This window comes from Streptosporangium sp. NPDC049248 (genome assembly GCF_040678965.1).
GTDB classification, from domain to species: Bacteria; Actinomycetota; Actinomycetes; order Streptosporangiales; family Streptosporangiaceae; genus Streptosporangium; species Streptosporangium fukuiense.
Genome location: NZ_JBFAQY010000001.1, coordinates 482,737 through 504,922, shown reverse-complemented (window position 1 = coordinate 504,922; position 22,186 = coordinate 482,737). Strand labels below are relative to the sequence as shown.

19 protein-coding genes are annotated in these 22,186 nt (G+C 71.4%); 5 read left to right on the top strand and 14 right to left on the bottom strand.

Annotated features, from left to right (window positions below; genetic code table 11):
• Positions 1 to 26: 26 nt before the first annotated feature.
• Positions 27 to 815: an SDR family oxidoreductase gene (locus AB0K21_RS02375; RefSeq protein ID WP_364147179.1), complete on the bottom strand. Its 789-nt coding sequence runs from the start codon at positions 813 to 815 to the stop codon at positions 27 to 29.
• A 31-nt stretch (positions 816 to 846) separates the two neighbouring features.
• The gene (locus AB0K21_RS02370; protein WP_364147176.1) at positions 847 to 2,280 is read right to left on the bottom strand and encodes an MFS transporter; all 1,434 of its coding nucleotides are present in this window, start codon (positions 2,278 to 2,280) and stop codon (positions 847 to 849) included.
• A gap of 109 nt (positions 2,281 to 2,389) precedes the next feature.
• On the opposite strand from AB0K21_RS02370, the gene AB0K21_RS02365 reads away from it, so the two are divergent.
• Positions 2,390 to 2,998: a TetR/AcrR family transcriptional regulator gene (locus AB0K21_RS02365; protein WP_364147173.1), complete on the top strand. Its 609-nt coding sequence runs from the start codon at positions 2,390 to 2,392 to the stop codon at positions 2,996 to 2,998.
• Here the strand turns inward: AB0K21_RS02365 and AB0K21_RS02360 are convergent.
• Together AB0K21_RS02360 and AB0K21_RS02355 are read right to left on the bottom strand one after the other, a co-directional pair.
• Entirely contained in the window at positions 2,985 to 3,302 is a 318-nt protein-coding gene (locus AB0K21_RS02360) for an alpha/beta hydrolase (RefSeq protein WP_364147170.1), read from the bottom strand. The genes AB0K21_RS02365 and AB0K21_RS02360 overlap by 14 nt on opposite strands.
• Positions 3,299 to 6,313: a BTAD domain-containing putative transcriptional regulator gene (locus AB0K21_RS02355; RefSeq protein ID WP_364147167.1), complete on the bottom strand. Its 3,015-nt coding sequence runs from the start codon at positions 6,311 to 6,313 to the stop codon at positions 3,299 to 3,301. Before AB0K21_RS02355 ends, AB0K21_RS02360 begins: the two co-directional genes overlap by 4 nt.
• A 134-nt stretch (positions 6,314 to 6,447) precedes the next feature.
• Here AB0K21_RS02355 and AB0K21_RS02350 point away from each other — a divergent pair, with 134 nt between their 5' ends.
• The 4 genes from AB0K21_RS02350 (at position 6,448) to AB0K21_RS02335 (ending at position 9,662) form a co-directional block, all read left to right on the top strand.
• Complete coding sequence (locus tag AB0K21_RS02350; RefSeq protein WP_343975370.1) at positions 6,448 to 6,624, top strand: hypothetical protein; 177 nt, start codon at positions 6,448 to 6,450, stop codon at positions 6,622 to 6,624.
• A 70-nt stretch (positions 6,625 to 6,694) separates the two neighbouring features.
• Positions 6,695 to 7,231 carry a TlpA disulfide reductase family protein gene (locus tag AB0K21_RS02345; protein WP_364147164.1) on the top strand — a complete coding sequence of 179 codons (537 nt, stop codon included), beginning with the start codon at positions 6,695 to 6,697 and terminating at the stop codon, positions 7,229 to 7,231.
• Positions 7,228 to 9,069: an ABC transporter ATP-binding protein gene (locus AB0K21_RS02340; RefSeq protein WP_364147161.1), complete on the top strand. Its 1,842-nt coding sequence runs from the start codon at positions 7,228 to 7,230 to the stop codon at positions 9,067 to 9,069. The genes AB0K21_RS02345 and AB0K21_RS02340 overlap by 4 nt, the downstream gene beginning before the upstream one ends.
• Positions 9,066 to 9,662 (top strand): S26 family signal peptidase, encoded by a 597-nt coding sequence (locus AB0K21_RS02335; protein WP_343975361.1) that lies wholly within the window; start codon positions 9,066 to 9,068, stop codon positions 9,660 to 9,662. The genes AB0K21_RS02340 and AB0K21_RS02335 overlap by 4 nt, the downstream gene beginning before the upstream one ends.
• An 81-nt stretch (positions 9,663 to 9,743) precedes the next feature.
• Here the strand turns inward: AB0K21_RS02335 and AB0K21_RS02330 are convergent, their stop codons facing one another.
• The 10 genes from AB0K21_RS02330 to AB0K21_RS02285 all read right to left on the bottom strand — a co-directional run bounded on the left by AB0K21_RS02330 (position 9,744) and on the right by AB0K21_RS02285 (position 21,996).
• Complete coding sequence (locus AB0K21_RS02330) at positions 9,744 to 10,055, bottom strand: helix-turn-helix domain-containing protein (RefSeq protein WP_343975358.1); 312 nt, start codon at positions 10,053 to 10,055, stop codon at positions 9,744 to 9,746.
• A 105-nt stretch (positions 10,056 to 10,160) separates the two neighbouring features.
• Positions 10,161 to 10,616 carry an Hsp20/alpha crystallin family protein gene (locus AB0K21_RS02325; protein ID WP_030907703.1) on the bottom strand — a complete coding sequence of 152 codons (456 nt, stop codon included), beginning with the start codon at positions 10,614 to 10,616 and terminating at the stop codon, positions 10,161 to 10,163.
• Between the two features lie 247 nt (positions 10,617 to 10,863).
• The gene (locus AB0K21_RS02320) at positions 10,864 to 11,343 is read right to left on the bottom strand and encodes a TIGR00725 family protein (RefSeq protein WP_364147156.1); all 480 of its coding nucleotides are present in this window, start codon (positions 11,341 to 11,343) and stop codon (positions 10,864 to 10,866) included.
• 307 nt (positions 11,344 to 11,650) lie between these two features.
• Positions 11,651 to 12,268 carry a hypothetical protein gene (locus AB0K21_RS02315; protein ID WP_364147153.1) on the bottom strand — a complete coding sequence of 206 codons (618 nt, stop codon included), beginning with the start codon at positions 12,266 to 12,268 and terminating at the stop codon, positions 11,651 to 11,653.
• A 302-nt stretch (positions 12,269 to 12,570) separates the two neighbouring features.
• Positions 12,571 to 13,437 (bottom strand): aldo/keto reductase, encoded by an 867-nt coding sequence (locus tag AB0K21_RS02310; RefSeq protein WP_343975349.1) that lies wholly within the window; start codon positions 13,435 to 13,437, stop codon positions 12,571 to 12,573.
• Positions 13,438 to 13,599: 162 nt separating this feature from the next.
• A complete protein-coding gene (locus AB0K21_RS02305; RefSeq protein ID WP_364147149.1) occupies positions 13,600 to 16,539 on the bottom strand; it encodes a glycoside hydrolase family 3 C-terminal domain-containing protein in 2,940 nt (979 codons plus the stop codon).
• Between the two features lie 82 nt (positions 16,540 to 16,621).
• A complete protein-coding gene (locus AB0K21_RS02300; protein ID WP_364147146.1) occupies positions 16,622 to 17,437 on the bottom strand; it encodes a carbohydrate ABC transporter permease in 816 nt (271 codons plus the stop codon).
• Positions 17,434 to 18,312 (bottom strand): sugar ABC transporter permease, encoded by an 879-nt coding sequence (locus AB0K21_RS02295; RefSeq protein WP_343975340.1) that lies wholly within the window; start codon positions 18,310 to 18,312, stop codon positions 17,434 to 17,436. Before AB0K21_RS02295 ends, AB0K21_RS02300 begins: the two co-directional genes overlap by 4 nt.
• A gap of 81 nt (positions 18,313 to 18,393) precedes the next feature.
• Positions 18,394 to 19,698 carry an extracellular solute-binding protein gene (locus AB0K21_RS02290; RefSeq protein WP_343975337.1) on the bottom strand — a complete coding sequence of 435 codons (1,305 nt, stop codon included), beginning with the start codon at positions 19,696 to 19,698 and terminating at the stop codon, positions 18,394 to 18,396.
• Positions 19,699 to 19,707: 9 nt separating this feature from the next.
• Positions 19,708 to 21,996 carry a TIM-barrel domain-containing protein gene (locus tag AB0K21_RS02285; protein WP_364147141.1) on the bottom strand — a complete coding sequence of 763 codons (2,289 nt, stop codon included), beginning with the start codon at positions 21,994 to 21,996 and terminating at the stop codon, positions 19,708 to 19,710.
• Positions 21,997 to 22,186 lie beyond the last annotated feature (190 nt).

Sequence of the window (22,186 nt, the reverse complement as noted above, 5' to 3'; positions counted from 1 at the left end):
GGAGGTCACGGGCTCCATCGCCGCGTTCACAGCTGACGCAGAGCGCCGCCGTCGATGGCCCACTCCGCTCCGGTGACCTGCGCCGCCAGGGGCGACAACAGATAGGCGATGACGCCGGCCACCTCCTGCGGGGTGCCGATGCGTCCGGTGGGCAGCCGCCGTTCGATCCGGACGAAGTGGTCGACGGCCTCGTCCGGCGGCAGCTCGAACCGCCGGGCGAGCTGATCGGCGAAGCCGCCGGGCGCGTCGAACAGCGCGGTGCGGGTGGGGCCGGGGGAGACGATGTTGGAGCGGATCCCGGCCGGGCCGTAGGCAACGGCCAGGGACTTCGATACCGACAGCAGCGCCGCCTTGGACGCGGCGTAGTCGGCGATGGAGGCGTCCGGCAGGCGGGCTGCCTCGCTGGCGACGTGGACGATGGCGCCTCCCGCCGGATTGCTCTCCAGGGTCGGCAGCACGGCCCGGGCCGTCCTGACGGCCGCGTGCAGGTTGAGCTCGAAGGTGGTGTGCCACTGGTCGTCGTCGATGGCGGCGAAGGAGTCGCGGGAGGTCAGCGCGGCGGCGTTGTTGACCAGGCCGTCCAGCCTGCTGTACCGGTCCATGATCTGGGTGACGGCCCGTGCCGGGGTGGCCGGGTCGGCGAGGTCGGCGCGGATGAGCAGCGTGCCGGGCGGCAGCGCGGAGGTGGCGGAGCCGCCGCGCGCCAAGGCCACGACGCGAGCTCCCTCGGCGGCCAGTACCTGGGCGGTGGCCAGGCCGATGCCGCTGGTCGCGCCGGTCACGAGAATCACCGCGCCGGTGAGCCGAAGATCCATGATGTGCTCCGTGACAAGGGTGAGAGGGCGGTCAGGCGTGCGCGCGGTCGCGCAGGAAGAGCACCGCGATGAGGACGCCGAGCAGGACGAGGGCGGCGTTGGCCGCGATGGCGACGGTGACGCCGTGCAGGACGGCTCCCGCGGTCACGACACCGCCCGTCGTCGCGGTGACGATCGCGGACATGATCGGGGTGCCCATGGTGATGCCGACCTGCTGGGACATCGAGGCCAGCCCGGTGGCCAGGCCCTGCCGGCGGTCGGGCAGGCCGGTGGTGGCGGTGACCATGAAGCCGACGATGACCAGCATGTTGCCGACGCCGCCGAGGAAGGTGGCGGGCAGCAGCAGCCCCATCGAGGCCGGGGTGCCGCCCAGGAAGAGCAGGACAGCGGTGCTGACCGTCTGCAGCAGCCCGCCGCCGACCAGCACGGTCACGGTGGAGGTGCGGGCGATCGCCTTCGGGGCGAGCAGACCTCCGGCGACGGTCCCCGCCCCCAGGACGCCGAAGGACAGTCCCGCGGCGAGCGCGGAGAAGCCGAGGGTCTTCTGCAGGTAGAGGGTGAGCAGGTACACCAGGGACGTCTCGGTGACGAAGGCGAGCAGGCCGAGCAGGTTGCCCCAGGCCACGGTGCGCTTCCTCAGTACGTGCAGCGGCACCAGGGGCTGGGCGGCCTTGCGCTCGACGAGGAGGAAGACGGCCAGCAGGATCGCGCCGGCCAGCAGGCCCGCGACGGCGAGCGGGTGGGTCCAGCCGTGCTCGCCGGCCTGCGTGAGGCCGTAGACGACGCCGAGCAGGCCGAGGGTCACGGTCAGCGCGCCGGGCAGGTCGATCCGGGGGCGTACGGCGGGGCGGGACTCGGCGATGACGGCGGGTGCGACGAGGAGCACGGCGAGGGCGACGGGCACGTTGAGGAAGAACGCCCAGCGCCAGGAGAGCAGGTCGGTCAGGACCCCGCCGAGCACGGCCCCGGCGGTGAACCCGGCGGACATGAGGGCGCCGTTGAGCCCCAGGGCCTTGCGCCGCAGCGGCCCTTCGGGGAAGGACGTGGTGAGCAGGGCGAGCCCGGCGGGGGTGGCGGCGGCGGTCGCGATGCCCTGGGCGATCCGGGCGACGATGAGGAGCTCGGGGTTGGGGGCGAGCCCGCCGGCGAGCGAGGCCGCGCCGAGGAGTGCGAGGCTGGCGAGGAAGATGCGTTTGCGGCCGATCAGGTCGCCGATGCGGCCGAAGAAGAGGGTGAACCCGGCCGCGCACAGGGCGAAGGCGGTGGCGATCCACTGCAGGTTCGCCAGGGAGAAGCCGAGATTCTCGCCGATGGCGGGCAGGGCGACGTTGAGGATCGAGAAGTCGACGGCCAGCGTGAACTGGGCGACCAGGAGCACCGCGAGGATGACACGCTGGCGGGCGGTCAGGCCGTGGGGCGGCGCTACGGGGGCCGAGGTGGCCGGTAGGGGTTTCGTGGCGGACATAGCGAGGTCTCCTCCATAAACGGGTCGGGAGTTCCGTTAAGATGAGAGAACGGTAGCACCAGACACCGCCTTAAAGGAACTGTGGTTCCGATTAGCGAAGGAGCCCGCCATGACCGCCCAGCCGCCACCCGGCGCCGTCCGCCCGGGGGGACGCACCGCCCGCATCCGCGAGGCCGTCCTCCAGGCCGCCGGCGACACCCTGGCCGAGAAGGGCTTCTATGGGCTCGACCTCGGCGAGGTCGCCCGCCTCGCGGGGGTGGGCAAGACCACCGTCTACCGCCGCTGGGGCTCGCCCGGCGCGCTCGCCGCCGACCTGCTGGAACAGATGGCCGACTCGTCCCTGCCCCGCTCCCGCCACGGCGACGTGGAGTGGGACCTGCGCGACAACGCCCGCCTGGTCGTCAAGACCCTCACCGACCCGCGCCAGGGGCGCCTGTTCAAGGCGCTGATCGCCGCCTCCCTCTGCGACGAGCAGGCCGCGGCGGCGCTGCACCGCTTCTACGCCGTTCGCATCGACGAATGGGCCGGCTGCGTCACCGACGCGATCGAGCGCGGCGACCTGCCTCCCGGCACCGACCCGCGCCGGGTGATCGCCGCCGTCTCCGCCCCCCTGTACTACGCCCTGCTCAACACCGGGGAACCCCTCGACGACGACGCCGCCGACCGCGCCGCCGCGGCGGCTCTGGCGGCGGCGCGCGGCGGGGTCATCGCCGCGTGACCACGCCTGCGGCGAACGCGGTGAGTAGGGTCCGCCCGGCGTCCCACGCGCCGAGCCCGCTGGCCGCGTTGACACACCCTGCCCAGCCGACGCTCAGGGCGGGCACCTCCCAGCCGGCCACCGGCCGCCGGGCGGCCTCGGCCGTGCAGTAGGGGGCGTCGTCGCTGTGGACGACCAGCCCCGGCGAGCCGAGCGGCCACGGGACCAGCGAAACGAACGTGGCCGCCTCGGCGACGGGGAAGCTCGGCCCGGCGGGATCGGGCGGGGCCACGAGGAACCTCCCCCGGTGACCCGGCGGGCTCACCGGCCGTCCGACGGATCCCCGAGCGACCGCGACAGCACGTCCAGGCGGGCGGCCTCGGCCTCGTTGTCCAACTGCCGGTACTCCCGGCGGGCCTCCGCCAGGGTGCGGCGGGCGGCGGCGAGGTCGCCGCCCCGCGCGTAGACCTCGCCGAGCGCCCCGAGGGTGCGCGCCCTGCCGTAGGCGTTCTGCAGCCGCTCCCACAGATCCGCGGCGGCGAGCAGGCGGGTGACGCTCTGCCCGTGCCGTCCCTCCTCGCTCTCCAGCAGACCGAGCCCGTGCAGCGCGACCGCCTGGCCGTGCTCGTAGTGGCAGGCGGAGCTGGCGGCCAGCGCCCGCTCCAGCGTCCGGCGGGCGTCGGGGTGGCCTCGGTCGGCGTAGAGCTGCCCGAGATGGGCGAGCATCTGCGCCTCCATCAGGGGGTCGGCGAAGGAGCGGGCCACCTCCACGGCCTGGCGGAGCTGTTCGGCCCCCTCGTCGAACCGGCCGAGCCGCTTGCAGATCATGCCGAGCAGGGCGCGCACCACGCACTCGTCACGCGGGCTGGCCAGTTCTTCGACGATCACCATGGCCTGCCGGGCATGGCCGAGCGCCTCGTCGTAGCGTCCCCGCTCGCTGTCGATGCTGCTGAACTGCTGCAGCACATGGAGCTCACCGAGCGGGTAGCCGCAGCTCCGGGCGATCTCGACGCTCTCCTGGAGCCGGGACAGGGCCCGCTCGTAGTCCCCCCGCAACCGGTGCGCGTCGCCGCAGAGGTACAGCGCGTCCGCCACGCCGCGCGGCTCGCCGAGCTCGCGGAAGATCCGGAGGGACGCGTCAGCCCACTCGATCTTGTCGTCAAGCACCGCTCCGGACTTACCGGAGTGCAGATCGGCCAGGTTGCGCAAGATGACCGCCTCGCCCAGGCGGTCGCCGGCCGCCCGGCAGGCGGCCAGCGCCAGCCGATGCGTGCGGATCCCCTCGGACGCGTCGCGCAGCTCGTAGAAGGTCTGGGCGGCGGCGGCCAGCCCCCACGCGTACCCCGTCTCCCCCGTCGCGGCCGACTGCCGCACCAGGGCGGCGAGCACCTGCCGTTCCACCTCGAACCAGGCGAACGGGTCGCTCACCGCGCTCTCGGCCGCGGCGGGACGCCAGCGGGGCGCGGCGGGACGCAACGCCGCCACGGTACGCGCGGGAAGCAGCTCGTCGGCCCTCTCGGCGAGCAGCAGCCACCCGCCGAACACCCGGGACAGGGCCGCCTCCCGGGTGTCCGCGTCGTCCTCCCGCTCCGCGCGGTGCCGGGCGAAGATCCGGATCAGGTCGTGCAGCCGGAACCGCGGCCGTCCCCCGAGGTCGGGGCCGATCTCGTCGACGAGGCGCGCGTCCACCAGGGAGAGTAGCCGGTCATCCGCGACCCGCTCCGGCGCACCGGTCAGCGCGGCGGCGGTCCAGGCCGGGAAATCAGGGACGTCGAGCAGCCCGAGCAGCCGGAACAGCCGGCGCTGCTCCCGGTCCAGGCCCGCGTAGGAGGTGCCGATGGCGGCCCGCACATCGAGGTCACCGGCCCGCAGCCGGTCCAGCCGCGACGTCTCGTCACGGAGTTCCTCCGCGACGGCGGACAGCCGCCATCCCGGTCGCGTCGCCGCGCGCGCCCCGGCGATCCGCACGGCCAGCGGCAGCTGACCACACAGCCCGACGATCTCCAGCGCGGCGCCGGGCTCCTCCCGGACCCGTCCGGCCGTCACGATCCTGGCGAACAGGTCGAGGGCCGCACCGGGCTCCAGCACGTCGAGATCCGCGAAGTAGGCGGACTCCAGGCCGAGCAGCCGCTTGCGGCTGGTCACCAGCACCGCGCAGCCGGCCGCCCCCGGCTGGACCGCTCTGACCTGCGCCTCGACCTCGGCGTTGTCGGCGAGCACCAGGACCCGCCGGTCCGCGAGCAGGCTGCGGTAGAGCTGGATCCGCTCGGTGAGCGGTTCGGGGACGGCGGGTCCCGGCACCCCGAGGGCACGCAGGAACTGCCCCAGCACCGCGCCGGATGTGGTCTGGCCGGTGAAGTCGGCGTACAGCTGGCCGTCGGGGTAGTTCCTCCTGAGCCGGTGCGCCAGCTGGACGGCCAGCGTGGTCTTCCCCACCCCCGCGCGGCCGGAGATCGCGATCGTGCGGAGCGCCCGGCTGTCGTCCGCGGTCAGTACCGCCGTCCAGTGCTCGATCTCCTTCTCCCGGCCGGTGAAGTCGGGCAGGCAGGGCGGGGTCTGCGCCGGGATCCGCCCCTGCCACACCGGGCGGCGCTCGTCGAGCAGGACCTGCTGGTGCACCCCGCACAGCTCGGGTCCGGGATCGACGCCGAGGTCCTCCCGCAGCAGCCGCCGGTGGTCGGCGAAGAACTTGAGCGCCTCCGGGCGCCTTCCCGCCAGGTGCAGGGCCCGGACGAGCAGGACGGCGAGGTCCTCCCGGTACGGGTGCTCCGCCACCAGGCCCATGAGCTCCTGCACGAGCTCCTCCGGCCGTCCCCGTTCGAGGTCGTCCTCCATCCGCCAGACGAGCGCCGCCAGCCTGCGCTCGTCGAGCCCGCCGGCGTAGGCGGCCGTCGAGGGCGTCACTGGCACATCCGCCAGCACCGGTCCGCGCCAGAGCGAGAGCGCCCGGCGCAGCAGCGGGGAGGCCCCGTCCGAGTCGCCCCGCGCGCGCAACCGGACCCCCTCGTCGCAGAGATCCTCGAAACAGGTCGCGTCGACGGCGTCGCGCCCGACGTTCAGCCGGTAACCACCGTGGCGGGACTGGACGACCTCGGCCCCGCGGTCGTCCAGCAGCCGCCGCAACGACATGACGTAGCCGCGTACCAACGTCCGGCACGAAGCGGGGGGCGCGTCCCCCCACAGCTCGTGGACCAGGTGGTCCACCGACACGTTCTGCCCGGCCCGTACGAGCAGCGCGGCCAGCACGCCGCGAACCTTGCTTCCGCCGGGTGACACCCAGCGGTCGCCGTCCCACACCTCCAGAGGCCCTAGGCAGCGGAACCTCGTCGATGTCAACCGATCTCCACTCAGCCGCGGCCTGAACAGAATCTCTACGCCATTTCTACGGCACTTCTACGGCGGAGGCCAATGATTCCAACGACCACCAAAGATCGGATCTGCGTTTCCGGAACGCACAGAGAGGAAGAGCTATGGTGCGATCGATCAGCGCCCTGGCCGACCGGCTGCTGAGCCGGCTGGTCCCCGCCGGGCACGCGGACGCCGCGTCCTGCTACTACGAGCAGTGTGGCGCCCGGCACTCCAGGTACTGCTGCTACTACCCCGACGACGGCGTGACCATCTGCGGCAGCTGCGTCTACCGGCCCTAGCCCGGATTTCGCTCCCGCCGGCCGGTACTCCCGCCGGCCGGCGGGCCACCTGTGGAGAGGAACGAACACGATGCCCTATCTGATCGCCGCCGTCGTCGTGCTGGGCGTGCTCTGCGGGCTGAACCTCATGCTGCTGCTCGCGGTGGTCCGGCGACTGAAGGAACACGCCCGCGTGCTGGCCGACCGGCCCGGGGCGGGCGGCGCGCGCCTGCCCGAGGCCGGATCGGCGGTCGGGCACTTCGACGCGCTGAGCACCGACGGCGAGGCGGTGTCCCGCCGCGCGCTCGAACCGGGCACCCTCGTCGGCTTCTTCTCACCCGGCTGCGGACCGTGCACGGAGAACCTGCCGAAGTTCACCGCGTACGCCGCGGCGCTGCCCGGCGGCCGGGACCGGGTGCTCGCGGTGATCGCCGGAGCCGACGACTCCGAGGAGATGCGGGTCGCGCTGGCCCGGGTCTCCCGGGTGGTCGTGGAGGCGCACGGAGGGCCGGTGGCCGCCGCCTTCGGGGTGAGCGCCTTTCCCACGTTCTGCGTCCTGGACGGCGAGAGCGTCATCACCGCGGCGGGATTCGACCTCTTGGCGCTGCCGAAGCCGATCACGGCATGACGGCACGGGGAGAGGGCCTGCGGTCGCGGCTGGGGGAACTCGGCGCCGCGCTGCGCCTGGGGTGGCAGGCGGCGCCCTGGCTGCTGCTGGGGTACACGGCGCTCACCGTGGCCACCGCGGCCGCACCGGTCGCGACCGCCTGGCTGACCAAGGTCGTGCTGGACGGGCTGACCGGCGAGAACGACCGCGTCATGACCGCGGCGATCGTCCTGGTCTCCGTCGGGGCGTTGACGCTCGCGATGCCGCACGCGCGCCGTTACCTCCGGGCGGAGCTGGGCCGCTCCATCGCGCTCCGCACCCAGGACCGGCTGTACACGACGGTGAACGGCTTCACCGGGCTGTCGCGGTTCGAGGACCCCGCCTTCCTGGACCGGTTGCGCCTGGCCGAGCAGGCCGCCCGGCACACGCCGGGCCAGATCGTCGAGGGCACGTTCGGCATCGCCCAGAGCGTGATCACGGTGCTCGGCTTCGTCGCCTCGCTCGCGGTGATCAGCCCGATCATCACCGTGGCCGTGCTCGGCGCCGCCGTGCCCACGCTGATCGCGGAGATCTCCCTCAGCCGCCGCCGTGCCCGGCTGATGTGGAACATCAGCCCCGTCGAACGCAGGGAGATCTTCTACGGCCGGTTGCTCGGCGACGTGCAGGCGGCCAAGGAGATCCGGCTCTTCGGGCTCGGCGACTTCCTCCGCGGGCGGATGCGGGCCGAGCGGCTGCGCGCGAACGGGCAGCACCGGCGGCTGGACCGCCGCGAGCTGATCATCCAGGCGGCGCTGAGCCTGGTGAGCGCGGGCACAGCGGGGGCCGGGCTGGTCGTGGCGATCGGTGCGGCGCTGAACGGGTCGGGCACCGCGGGGGACATCTCCATGTTCGTGGTGGCGGTGGCCTCCGTGCAGACGTCGCTGACCTCCCTGGCCGAGCAGGCGGCCTACACCCACCAGGAGCTGCTGATGTTCGGCCACTACCTGGCCGTCGAGCGGCTGGGGCCCGACCTGCCGCCGCCGGCCCGGCCCCGGCGCCTTCCCCGGGCCGGCGACATCGAGCTGCGCGATGTCTGGTTCCGTTACAGCGAGGACCATCCGTGGATCCTGCGCGGGGTGGACCTGACCATCCCGCACGGGTCGACCGTGGCTCTGGTCGGCCTGAACGGGGCGGGGAAGAGCACGCTGGTGAAGCTCCTGTGCCGTTTCTACGAGCCGACGTCCGGCTCGATTCACTGGGGCGGGATCGATCTGCGGGACGTGCCCGCCGTCGATCTCAGGAAACGGCTGGGAGTGGTCTTCCAGGACTACATGTCCTACGACTTCACCGCCGCGGAGAACATCGGGCTCGGCGACCTGACCGCGATCGAGGACCGGGAGCGGATCGTGGCCGCCGCGGAGCGGGCGGGTGTCGACGACATCGTGCGGCGGCTGCCGCACGGGTACGACACCATGCTGAGCCGCACCTTCTTCATGGAGACGGACAGGGACGACCCGGTCACCGGGGTGGTCCTGTCCGGCGGACAGTGGCAGCGCCTGGCACTGGCCCGGGCGCTGCTCCGGGACGACTGCGACATGATGATCCTCGACGAGCCGAGCGCCGGGCTGGACGCCCAGGCCGAACACGAGATCCACCACCGGCTGCGGCTGCTACGGGCGGGCCGGACCAGCCTGCTCATCTCGCACCGGCTCGGCGCGGTTCGCGACGCGGACCTGATCGTGGTGCTGGAGGACGGGCGGATCGCCGAGCGGGGCGACCACCACGAGCTGTACCGGGCGGACGGCCCGTACGCGCGGCTGTTCCGTCTCCAGGCGGACGGTTACCGGGACGAGGTCGCCGCCACCGGGGCGGAGCCGTGACCGGGCCGCTCCTGGGCGTCCTCGCCACGGTGGTCCTGGCGGGCCTGCTCTGGATCCGGCGGCGCTTCCTCGTGGTGACGGTGCACGGGGTGAGCATGGAGCCCACCTACCGGGAGGGCGAGCGACTCCTGATCCGCCGGGCGTCCCTGGCGGCGGTCCGTCCGGGGCAGGTCGTGGTGATGACGGATCCGGTACCCCCCGGACAGTGGATCGTCAAGCGCGCGGCCGCCGTGCCCGGCGACCCGGTGCCCGAGGAGGTGGCGGCGGCCGCACGGGCCGCCCCCGGCGCACGGGTCCCGGCGGGCTGCCTGGTGCTGCTGGGCGACAACCCGGCCGCCAGCCTCGACTCTCGGAGGTTCGGTTACTTCTCCGGGGGGCGGCTGCTCGGTGTGGTGTCCCGCCGCCTGGGCGCCCATCGGGACGCCGATCCCCTGGTTCGGCGACCCCGCGGAACGCGAAGGCCGGGGAGCGAGAACGACCCGGCTCCCCCTGCCGGGCCTACCGGCCATCCCGCTGACGGTCTCCACCGCCGTCGGCCGCACCCGCGGCCGATCTCGTCCTTTCGTACTGACAGGGGCTACGAACCGGACTGAGCGCTCGGGAACCCCCGGCCGCGCCACCTCGTTCCCCGCGATCGAGGGCGGTCGGGGGCCGAGCGGTCCCGCCCGGCCGGGTCACCGGTCCTCCCGGCGGGCGGCGCGCTCCCTGGCCAACTCCTCCCGCAGGTCGTTGACCTGCTGCTGCAGGACGAAGATCCGGCGTACCGCGGCGAGGGTCATGCCCTCGCCGATGAGCTGGATGGCGTCCTGGAGGTCGCCGATCTCGTGGCGGGTGTAGCGTCGCTGGCCGCCGCTGGAACGGGCGGGGCGGACCACGTCGTGCTCGTCGAGCCGGCGCAGGAACGCCTGCTCCACATTGAGCATGTCGGCGACCTGGCCGACGGAGTACAGCGGGGCGTGCTCGTCGTCGAAGGGCAACCTGACCATCACCGCTCCTTTCCTGTGGGGGACGACAGGTGTGTGAAACGCGCAGGGTGGGCACCGGAACCCGGCGCCCACCCCATGGAGATCCGACGGTCAGACCCTGCCCCCTCAGGCCTTGATCGACTTCTGGTCCGAGGTGTGCTCGGCCTTCTGGATCTCGACCTTGCGGGGCCTGGCCCGCTCGATGACCGGGATACGCACCGCCAGGACACCGTTGGAGTAGGCGGCGTCGATCTTGTCGCTGTCGAGGTGCTCGGACAGGTAGACGCGGCGGGTGAAGGTGCCCATCGGGCGCTCGCGGACGAACAGGCGGTCGTCCTGCCCGTACTCCTCCTCACGGCCGGCGCTTACCGAGAGCACTCCACGGTCGACGGTCACCTCGATGGAGTCGGGGTCGATGCCCGGAAGGTCGAACTTCAGCAGGACGTCGTCCTTGCGGCGGACGCCGTCCAGCGGCATGGCCCCGCGCGCGGCGCCATCACTCGATCCGAACGCCTGGCGCGTGATCCGGTCGAACTGCCGGTCGAACTCCTGGATGAACGGGTCGATCGACGTCAGCAGCATCGGTAACCACCTCCATGTGAACAGGCAGGTACCCTCAAGCCTGCCTTCTCGAAAAGCTCTTAATGAAGTTATAGGTTACCGACAGGTCGATGCGCAAGTACCCTCGCGAAAATTCTCGGTCCCCTCCCTCGGGGCGCCGGGAAACCGGCCGGTCATCCCTGACGGCCACAGCGTGGCAGCCCGCCGCCGGTGGCCGCGGCGAAAGCACACCGGGCGTGCCGCACGGCCGGGCAACGGTCCGGAGGAGTCAGTGGTCGGGCCAGAACCCGGTGGCCGCCAGCGCCTCCCGCGGGGACGAGACGTACCTGACACCGGCGACCGGACGCCCCGCACGGTCGAGCAGCCGCCAGCCGCCGAGCTGGACCACGGGGACCCGGCCGTGGCGCATCGCGAGCGCCAGTTCCGACAGGGTGCCCCACGATCCGCCGACGACGATCACCGCGTCACCCGAGTTGACGATGATGTTGTTTCGCGCCTCCCCGACGCCGGTCGGGATCACGATGGAAAGGTCCGGGCCGGCGTGCTCCCGGTCCGCCCGGGACAGGATGCCGACCACCGTCCCGCCCGCCGAGCGGGCGCCGGACGCCACGGCGGCCATGACTCCGGTGTAACCGCCGCAGATCACCACCGCGCCGCGCTCCGCCAGCAGCCGGCCGATCTCACGGGCGTTGGACTCGTCCTCGCCGGTGCAGTCACGCGGACCGCAGACGGCCACCTGGATCGTCACGATGAGACCTTTCCACCGGGCGGCGACCAACCGGCCTGGTCGCACCCCGGCTTCACGACGTACGAGGACGGTCGCCGCCGGGAGCGCCGGCGGCGACCGTCTCTCAGGCCCCCTTGGACAGGGCCGCGAGCTCCTCGTCGGTCGGTTCGACGCCGACGGCGAGGTCGTCCTGCAGGTGGGCGACCTTCTGTTGTCCGTGCGCCCGACCTTACCGCGTCAGACGTGGAAACCAGGGAAGAGCGCTACCGGTCGAACGGCCCGGCGCACTGGGAGTGCCGGCCCCCCTGGTTCGGCACTCGATTCACGGTCAGCTCCAGGTGGCGCTCTTGAGCACGTTCGACAGCCCCGGCGTGTTCCAGACGTCCACCACCAGAATCTTCGACGAGGGCAGGAACCACTCCCGCTGAGTGAAACTCGCCGTCCGCCGGCCACCGTTGTTCGTCACGCACTGATTGGCCCAGGCGGTGTACTTCGCCCTGTGGCCGCGTCCGACCTGGTGCAGGCCTGTCGAGGTGGCCTTCTCACCAGGGAACCAGCTGGTCTTGGCGTTGAACGGGCAGGGCACCACGCCACTGAAGGGATGGAACTGCTCCTTGCCGGTGTAGGTGAGGAAACCGCCCCCGACCGGGACCTTGGTGATCGCCTTTGCACCGAACACCCAGAATCCCTGGCAGTTCGGGGCGAAGGGCTCCGGCCTCTTGCACTTTCCGGTCACCACTACGACGCTGTTCCCGTTACGGTGCACCCTCCAGCCGGCGGGGATCTTCAGGTTCATGCCCTGGAAGGAGAAGGCATTGATCCCCGAAGCCGACGAGCCGGAGGAGATCCCTGCCGCCGAGAATCCCGCTGCGGCCGAGGCCGGGGCGGGAGCGGCGAGTACGGCGGCCACTGCCAGGGCAGCGAGGACGGAAGATCGTTTTCTCATGCCGGGAAGCTACCGACCCCCACTTGTAGATCTCTAGTGCTTCAATGCAGTGCGGCGTCACCGACGGAACGGCCCGGCGCGCCGAGCGGTCCTCGCACGGCTGCGCACGCGGCTTCGGTGACATGTTCCCGCCGGCCATGCCGCCCCCGGCCCCGGCCCCACCGGGCCGGAGATCAGGCCACGGGGCGACCAGGGCCGGGAGCCGATTCACGGCGCCGCGCTCTGGCCGTCTGAGCATTCCGAACGGAGCCGCCCGTCGTGCTGGGTCCACGACACCACCTGGAACGGGCGGCGTCCGTCGCTCAGGCCCCCTTGGACAGGGCCGCGAACTCGTCGTCGGTCAACTGGACGCCGGCGGCGGCGACGTTGTCCTCCAGGTGGGCGACCTTCGAGGTGCCGGGGATGGGAAGCATCACCGGGGAGCGCTTCAGCAGCCAGGCCAGGGCGAGCTGCGACGGGGTGGCGCCGTGTGCCCTGGCCGCCTCGGCGAGCGGGCCGCCCTCCTCGGCCAGCTTGCCGGTGGCGAGCGGGAACCACGGGATGAAGCCGATGCCGTTGGCCTCGGAGTACTCCAGCAGCGGCTCGGCGTCGCGGTGCGCGAGGTTGTAGAGGTTCTGCACCGAGACGATCCGCGCGAACTCACCCGCCGCCTCGACCTGCTCGACGCTGACCTCGCTGAGGCCGATGTGCCGGATCTTGCCCTCCTGCTGCAGCAGGGCGAGCTCCCCGACCTGGTCGGCGAGGGGCACCTTCGCGTCGATGCGGTGCAGCTGGAACAGGTCGATCCGCTCCACGCCGAGGTGGCGCAGGCTCAGCTCGGCCTGCTGGCGCAGGTACTCGGGGCGGCCGACCGGGCGCCAGTCGTCGGGGCCGGAGCGGGTGAGCCCCGCCTTGGTCGCGATGACCAGGTCCTCGGGGTAGGGGTGCAGCGCCTTCTTGATCAGCAGCTCGGAGACGAACGGGCCGTAGGAGTCGGCGGTGTCGATGAAGTTGACCCCCAGCTCGACGGCGCGGCGCAGCACGCGGACCGCCTCCTCGGGGTCGCTCGGCTCCCCCCACACCCCCTTCCCGGTGAGCTGCATCGCCCCGTACCCCAGGCGGTTGACCGTGAGGTCGCCCCCGATGGCGAACTGGCCCGACGCCTCGGCGGGACGTTCCGTACTCGTCATGGTGTACTCCTCAGGATTGATCGAAATCACGGTTCGAAACGGCCACAACGCAGCGCCTGGGCCGATGCTTCCCTGTTCAGCGCCCGTACCCGGAAAACCGCTTTCAACCACGTACGGCCCGCCCCCGGGAAGGAGCGGGCCGTGGCCGTGGCCGGAGCCGGATCAGCGGGTGAAGGCCACGTCCTTCACCCGCAGGGCGCCCCTGAAGACCAGGTAGACGTCCTGCCTACCCCGTACGCCGGTGACGGGGGCACCTGCGGTGGCCCAGGAGTAGATCCCGCCGGTGGCGGTCACCGGAACGGTTCCGGCGAGCCTGCCGGTCGGGGAGCCGAGCCGGATCTCGACCGAGGAGGCGGCACTCGCCGCGACCCCGAGCCGCACGCCGGTGACCCCGGCCCGGAAGTCCGCGTCCTTGAACGCGATCCACTCGCCCGCCGAGGCGCCGACCGCGTCACCGCGGACCTTGGTCTCGTCGACCAGCTCGACCCCCGCGTAGTCGTCGAAGTCGGCGGCCCGGGTGGCGGTGGTCAGGTCACGGGCGGGGATCCGCTCGCCGGCCACCTGGAGGGTGGCCCGCTGGTGGATCCGGTCCGACGACGAGCCGACCAGGACGTCGTGGGTGGACGGCTCCACCGCGAAACGCCCCCTGGTCACGTCCCACAGGGCCAGGTCCGCGGTCTTGAGCGAGAACCTCACCGTCTTCGACTCGCCGGGGGCCAGGCTCACCCGCTGGAAGCCGCGCAGCTGCTTGACCGGCTGCTCCACCCGGGAGGCGTGCTGGTGGGTGTAGAGCTGGACCACCTCGTCGCCCGCGCGCGACCCGGTGTTGGTCACCTTGACGCTCACCTCGTACCCGCCGCTCTTCGCGGTGGTCCTGAGGCCCTGGTAGCCGAACGTGGTGTAGCTCAGGCCGTGGCCGAAGGCGTACAGCGGCCTGGCCTTGGAGTACAGGTAGGTCGCGCCGGTCTTGACGATGTCGTAGTCGAGGATGTCCGGCAGGGCGGCACCCTCCTTGGGCCAGGTCTGGGTGAGCCGGCCGGCCGGGTTGGCGTCGCCGTAAAGCAGGTCGGCCAGCGCGTTGCCGGTCTCGGCTCCGGCGTGCGTGGTCCACAGGATCGCCGGGACCTTCTCCTGCAGCCGGTCGATCGTGGTCGGGTAGCTGTTCTCCAGCACGACCACGGTGTTCGGGTTGGCGGCGTGCACCGCCTCCACCAGCGCCCGCTGCCCCTCGGCGAGGCCGAGGTCGGTCCGGTCGTGGTCCTCCCGGCCGTTGATGAACGGCATGCTGCCGACCACGACCACCGCCGCGTCGGCACCCTTCGCCGCCGCGACCGCCTCGGCGATCCCGCTGCGCACGGTCTCCTTCTCGAAGCGGGTGGCGTCCTCGGCGACGGTCAGGCCGAGCGTGCCGTCGGCCGCGGCCTTGACGTACTTGTTCGGGCCGAACCAGTCGTAGGCGGTCTCGTAGCCGGCGTAGCGCAGCAGCGTCGTGCCGTCGGCCTGCGCCTCCAGCTTGAACTGCTCCTGGACGAACCAGCCGGTGGGCTGTTCCTGGTTGTTGACCAGGGTGGACCAGTTCGCCCGGCTGACGTACTTTCCGTTGGCGACGCTGCGCAGGGTGACGATCCCCTGGCCCCAGTCGAAGACGTCGAACTGCTCGGTCGCGCCCGCGGTGGTCGCCGAGAGCCTCAGGTCGGCGCCCGCCCCGGTGCCCGCGGTGAGGTACCTGCCGCCGGACCTCAGCGCGATCCGGTCGACGCCCTCGCTGGTGACGGCGGCGGCGGACCGCGCCCGGATCCCCTCCAGCGGGGTGACCCTGTAGGGCAGCCTGCCGGAGTACCAGTCGGTGTAGAGGGTGTCGGCCAGCGGGCCGACCACCGCGACCTTCTTGGCGGGGCTGAGCGGCAGGGTCCTCCCGGAGTTCTTCAGCAGCACCGCCGCCTCGGCCGCGGTCCGCCGGGCCAGCGCGCGGTGCGCGGGGCTGTCGACCACGTCCTTGGTGATCTTCCCGTACGGCCCGCCGTCCGGATCGAACTCGCCGAGCCGGAACCGGACGCCGAGGATGTTGCGTACCGCGGTGTCGATGTCGGCCTGGGTCAGCAGGCCGCGCGAGAGCGCCTCGTTGACCGCGGCCACCGTCGGGGCGGCGTTGGTGTCGTTCACCGTGAAGCTCTCCACCCCCGCCTTGAGCATGGCGGCGGCGGCCTCGGCCTGGGTGGCGAAGTAGCCCTGGGAGCCGGTGAGGTTGTTGGGCCCGCCGGCGTCGGAGACGTTGAACAGCGGCCTGTCGGTCCAGGTCCTGACCGTGGAGTTGAGGTCGGTGACCGTGGCGGGCCGCCCGTTGACCAGGTTGTAGGCGGTCATCACGCCGGTGGCCGCGCCCGCCCGCAGCGCGGTTCTGAACGCCGGGACGTCGTACTCGTTGAGGACGCGCGGGCGCAGGCCGGCGGAGGTCGTGTCGCGGCGGACCTCGTTGTTGTTGGCCAGGAAGTGCTTGAGCACCGGGGCCGCCCGCAGGTGGTCCGGGTCGTCGCCCTGGATGCCCGAGCCGTACGCGGTGGAGATCGCGCCGGTGAGCAGCGGGTCCTCGGAGTAGCCCTCCTCGTTGCGGCCCCAGCGAGGGTCGCGGAGCAGGTTGACCACCGGTGCCCAGAGCTGCAGGCCCCACAGCCGGGGGTTCTCCGCGTGATACCCCCTGGCCTCGTCGCCGACGGCGGCGCCGACCTTCTTGATCAGGTCGGGATTCCAGGTGCTGGCCAGGCCGACGGCCTGCGGGAACACGGTCCCCTCGGCGGTCACCACGCCGCCGCCGTTGTCGATGTCGGTGGACCAGGCGACGCCGTGCAGCGCCTCGGTGCCGGTCTTGAACAGCCCGATGCCCAGGCGGTCCACCGCGGGCTGGTACTGGTGGAGCCAGGAGATCTTCTCGGCCTGGGTGAGGCGGCCGAGCAGGTCGTCGACGCGCTGGTTCAGCGGGAGCGCGGGATCACGGAAGGGGTAGTCGTAGGCCGCGCGGGCCGGGGCCGCGCACAGCCCCAGGGTCAGGGCGGTCGCGGCCACGGCCGCGACCGCCCTGGTCGCCGCCTTGGTCGATAAGGACATCTCGCCTCCAGGTCAGGGGGAGTCGAAGAACTGCGGGTCTGGGACGCCGTCCGCCCCCGAGCGGCGTACGGCGTCCGGCGGCTCACTTGACGGCGCCCACGGTCACGCCGCGGGTCAGGGTCCGCTGGAAGATGAGGAAGAAGACGACCGCGGGCAGGATGCCGAGCAGCGCCGAGGCGCTGGACATCGTGGCGTCCATCATCTTGTCCCCCTGCAGCACCCCGAGGGCGACCGGAACCGTCTGGTTCTCGTTGGAGATGAGGAAGACCAGGGGCAGGAAGAACTCGTTCCAGGTCCAGATGAAGAAGAAGACGAGCAGCACGCTCAGTGTGGGCCTGCTGATCGGCACGACGATCCGCCACAGGGCCCGCCACTTGCCCGCCCCGTCCAGGGCCGCCGCCTCCAGGATCTCGTGCGGGAAGCGGCCGAGCACCGAGGAGAGCAGGTAGGTCCCGAAGGCGCTCTGGATCACCGTGAAGATGATGATCACCCCGAGCCTGGTGTCGTAGAGGCCGACCTGCTTGGCCAGGTAGTACAGCGGGTAAACCAGCGCCTCCTGCGGCAGCGTGTTGGCCACCAGGAAGACGACCAGGATCCACACCCGCCCGCGCACCCTGCCGATGCCGAGCGCGTAGGCGTTGAGCACCGACAGGACCGTCGCGAGCACGGCCACCGAGCCGCTGATCAGCAGGCTGTTCCAGAGCTTGCCGCCGAAGTCGACCCGGTTCCAGAAGTCGACGATCCCGTCGAGGTACAGCTCGCTCGGCAGGCTCAGCGGCCCGCCCGAGGAGTAGTCGGCCGGTGACTTGACCGCGTTGAGCGTGACGATCACGAACGGCACCAGCATCACGACGGCCAGCACGACCAGCGAGACCAGGACCGAGTACTTCCGGATCATGATTCCCTGTCCTGAACCCGCAGGAAGAAGACCGTCACCGCGATGATCACCAGGGTGAGCACGGTGGCGATCGCCGCCCCGTAGCCGACGTTGGCCTTCTCGAAGAAGTTCTGGTAGCTGAAGTAGGAGGGCACGAGCGTGGCACCGCCGGGGCCGCCCCTGGTCAGTACGAAGATCGGCCCGAAGACCTTGAGCGCGGCGATCGTGCAGGTCAGCAGGACCACGTAGATCTCCGGCCGGATCTGCGGGATGGTGATGTGCCAGAACCGCCGCCACCACGAGGCGCCGTCCATCTCGGCGGCCTCGTACAGCGCGGGGTCGACCCGCTGCAGCCCGGACATGAAGATCACCACCGGGTAGCCGATCTGGAACCAGACCATGATCACCATGACGCTCGGCAGCGCCCAGTCCGGGTCCCCCAGCCAGTTCCTAGGCTCCATCCCCAGCAGCCCGAGCAGCTCGTTGAGCGCCCCGAACCTGGGATGCATGATCCAGCCCCAGACGATCCCGGCCACCGCGACCGGCAGCACCTGCGGCAGGTAGTACGCGGCCCGCAGCACGCCGGCCGCGCGGGGGCCGACCTTCTTGCCCACGTAGTCGAAGAGCGTGGCGGCCAGGACGAGCCCGATGAGCGTCGGGACGATCGCCATCGCCACGATGAGCGCGACGTTGTTGCGGAAGGAGGACCAGAACCGCTCGTCGGCGAGGAGCCGGGTGTAGTTCTCCAGCCCGATCCACCTCGGGTCGCCGATCCCCTGCCAGCGGGTGAAGCCGATGCCGACGTTCATCAGGAACGGCACGACGATGACCGCGGTGAAGAGCACGGCGCTCGGCAGCAGGAACACCAGGTACCCGCGGTCACGAGACCTCGGCATCGGAGGTCTCCTTTCTCTGTGCTGTACGGGGGGTGTGCCGTGCCGCTCGGCTCCCACGGCGGCACGGCACGGATCGTGGGGTCAGTTGCCGATGTCGGCGAGATTCTCCTGGTACGGAGCGGCGATCTCGTCCAGCACCGCGTCGGGGGTCTTGGTGCCGTTGATGAGGTTCTGCACGCCCGCCACCAGCACGTCGTAGTAGCCGGGCGCCGGCCAGTCGGGGTAGAAGGCCAGCCCGTCGGAGGCCGAGAGCGTGTTGAAGTTCTCGATCAGCTCCTTGCTCTTCTCATCGGTGATCGCGGCCGTGTCGGCGGCCACCGGGATGCCGCCGGAGTTGCCGAGCAGGTTCTGGATGTCCTTCTTCATGGTGATGTCGATGAAGTCGTAGGCGAGGTCCTTGTTCTTGGCGTTCTCCGGGACGACCCAGACGTTGCCGCTCGACCCGGCGCTCATCGTGTTGCCCGGCCAGAGGAACGAGCCCCACTCGAAGTCCTTGACGTCGCTGACGAGGCGGCCGTACCACCAGCTGCCGGAGACCAGGATCGGGTACTTGCCGCCGATGAAGGAGACGCCCATGTCCTCGGCCTTGATGGCGGCGGAGTCCGCCTCGATGTAGCCCTTCTTGACCCAGTCCGCGAAGGTGTCGGCCGCGTACCTGAACTCCGGCCCCTTGAAGTCGACCTTGCCCTTGTAGAGCTGGAAGGCGTCCACCCAGGAGCGCTGCGCCTTGCTCAGCGCGAGCTGGTAGAAGATCTGCTGCGCGGGGTACTCGGCGCCGCCGACCGCGATGGGGGTGGTCCCCGCCTTGACGAACGTGTCGAGGGCGGCGGTGAACTCCTCGTAGGTGGTGGGCACCTCGACGCCCGCCTTCTTGAAGGCGTCCTTGTTGTAATAGACCATCACGTACTCGGCGTAGTTCGGGACGCCGTACCACTTGCCCGCGCCCATCACGCCGCGCTCGTCGTACCTGGCGGTGGTCTGGATCGAGGGGCTGAGCAGCTTGTCCCAGCCCCGCTTGGTCACCTCGGGGGTGAGGTCGGTGAGCAGTCCCTGCTTGGAGAGCAGCCCCGCCGTGGCGTTGCCCTTGTTGTACTCCATGACGTCGGGGGCCTCGTCCGAGTTGAGGATCATGCCCGCGGACTGGCGGATCTGCTCGAACGCCTTCTCCTCGAACTTCACCGTCACGTTCGGGTGGGTGGCCTCGAACTGCTTGACGGCCTCGGCCCACGCCTTGCCCATCGCGCTGTCGGCGCCCTCGTAGTGCCAGAGCTTCAGGACGCGGGGGCCGTCCGCGGCGGGCTTGTCCGCCGCCTGCTCGGTGCCGCCGCAGGCGGCGAGCGCCGCGAGCGCCGCCACCGTGGCGACACCGACTCTCAGGTTGAACATGGTCTTCTCCTAGATGGTGGTGATGACGATCGGGACGCCGGCCCCCACCAGCTCGACCCCCGCGATCCGCGCGCTCCCCGAGACGGTCACCCGCAGGCCCTCGCCCTCGGGAAGCGCGGTGATCGTGGTGTCCCCGTCGTGGTCGGAGATCGTGGTGCTGCTCTCGCCCACGCCGTAGGCGACCAGGGTGATCTCCCCGAACGGCCCGTCCCCGACGGCGACACCGGGCTCGGCGAGGACGGGAATGATCGCGCCGTACCTGACGAACAGCGGGATGCGGTCCAGCGGCGTGGCGACCGTGACGTACCTGCCGCCGTCCAGCACCTCGCCGGTCCAGTGGTCCACCCACCGCCCGGCCGGCAGGTAGACCTTCCTGACCTGCTCGGGCGAGGTCATCGGCGCCACCAGCAGGTCACGGCCGAGCAGGTACTCCAGGTCCGCCTGCCAGGCCACCGGGTCGTCGGGATAGTCGACGCAGAGCGCCCGCATCATCGGCGCCCCGGTCGCGGCGGCCTCGACGGCGGCCGTGTAGATGTACGGCATCAGCCGGTAGCGCAGCCTCAGCGCCTCGACCGCCTCCGCCTCCACCTCGGGGAACTCCCACGGCTCCCGGCTGGTGGTGCCGTGCAGGCGCAGCAGCGGGGAGAACGCGCCGAACTGGGTCCACCTGACGTACAGGTCGTCGGTGGGGCGGCCGGTGAACCCGCCCGCGTCGTGGCTCCAGAACGGGATGCCGGACAGGCCGTGTGCCAGCCCGCCACGGAGCGTGCTGCCCATCGCCGGGTAGCCGGTGTAGGTGTCGCCGCTCCACTGCGCCGAGTGCCGCTGCCCGCCGAGGAACGACGAGCGCGCCCAGACCATGCCGTGCCCGGCGATCTCGCGGGTCACCTCGGAGACCGCGTCGTTGAAGAGCAGCGTGTAGACGTTGTGCAGGTCGGTGCCCGACATGCCGTTGGCCGCGACCGCGTCGCGCGGCACCCCCTCGGCGAAGTCGGTCTTGAAGACCTGGACGCCCTGTTCGAGCAGCGGGCGGAGCAGTCCCTGGAACCACTCGGTGGCGGCCGGGTTGGTGAAGTCGACGATGCCGCAGGCCGGGTAGGAGCCGTGCCAGCAGTCGGCCACATAGACCTCACCATCAGGCTTTTTCAGGAAATATCCGTTCTCGGCCGCTTCCGGGAAGACAGGGCTGAGATGGGAGATGTACGGGTTCATCCACAGGCAGACCTTGAACCCCATCTCCTTCAGCTCGGCCAGCATGCCGGTGGGGTCGGGGAAGCCGCCCGCGTCCCAGCGCAGGTCGGACCAGTGCCCGTCGGTCTGCCAGTAGGTGTCCAGGTGGAGCACGTCGCACGGGATGCCGCGCTCGCGGATCCGCCGCGCCCTGGCCATCACCCGCTCCTGGGTGTCGACGAAGAACCCCGAGGAGATCCAGGTGCCGAACGCCCACTTCGGCGGGAGCAGCGGCGCGCAGGTCAGCAGGTCGAACCGGCCGAGCACCTCGGACGGGGTGGGCCCGGCGATCACGTAGTAGTCGATCAGGTCGTCCGGGACCACGATCTGCACGCAGCTGTGCGTGGTCTGGCAGACGTCGAACTCCACCGGCGTCCCGCTGTCCACCAGCACGCCGTAGCCCCTGCTGGACAGGTAGAACGGAACGTTCTTGTACGCCCGCTGCGACTCGGCGCCGAACGCGTCGAAGTTCCACATGACCGGCCGCTGGCCGCGTTTGTCGAGCCGGGTGAACGACTCGCCGAACCCGCTGAACGCCTCGTCGGCGGGGGCGGCGAAGCTCTCGTGGTAGCCGACCACCGCACCGTTCGAACTGGAGCGGCCGAACGGCAGCGTGCGCAACCGGCCGCTGATGTCGGTGTGCCCCCGGTCCTGCTCCAGCAGCGGCGCCCCGCTCGCGTCGGTGAACCTCAGGTGCCAGGGCGCCAGGGTGATCTCCGCGCGCAGTGAGCCCGCGTCCAGCAGGATCGTGCCGTCCCCGCTCTCCACCCGCGCCCCGGCGAACTCGCCCGGCGTGACCATGGAGATCGCGGCGGCCGACCGGGTCCGCGCGTCCGCGTCCTGGCCGAGCCGGACCCGGATCACGCCCTCGCCCGCCACGCTCACCTGGACCAGCAGCGTCTCCTCGGCGGAGGTCACCGCCTTCAGGATCACCCCGGCCGCGTCCGAGGCGACCGGTTCCGCCGAGATCAGCGCCGACAGGCCCTCCTCACCGTGCGACCGGACGGGCAGCTCCGGCGGATCGGCGACGAAGTACTCGTGCGCCACCAGGGGTGGACGGTAAGGCATGGGAACTCCAGCGCTCGGCTACCTGTTGCGGAATTAGTTTTGCGTCCAAACCAACAAACGTCAATGCCCTCACCTGCCCGGCACCGGCCGGGAGGGCCGCCCTCGAAACGGCCGGCGCCAGGGCCCCTGGAACGGACACGACCTGCCGGCAGCCCACGGAGGCGCGCGGCTCGCGAGGACCGAGCGTGAG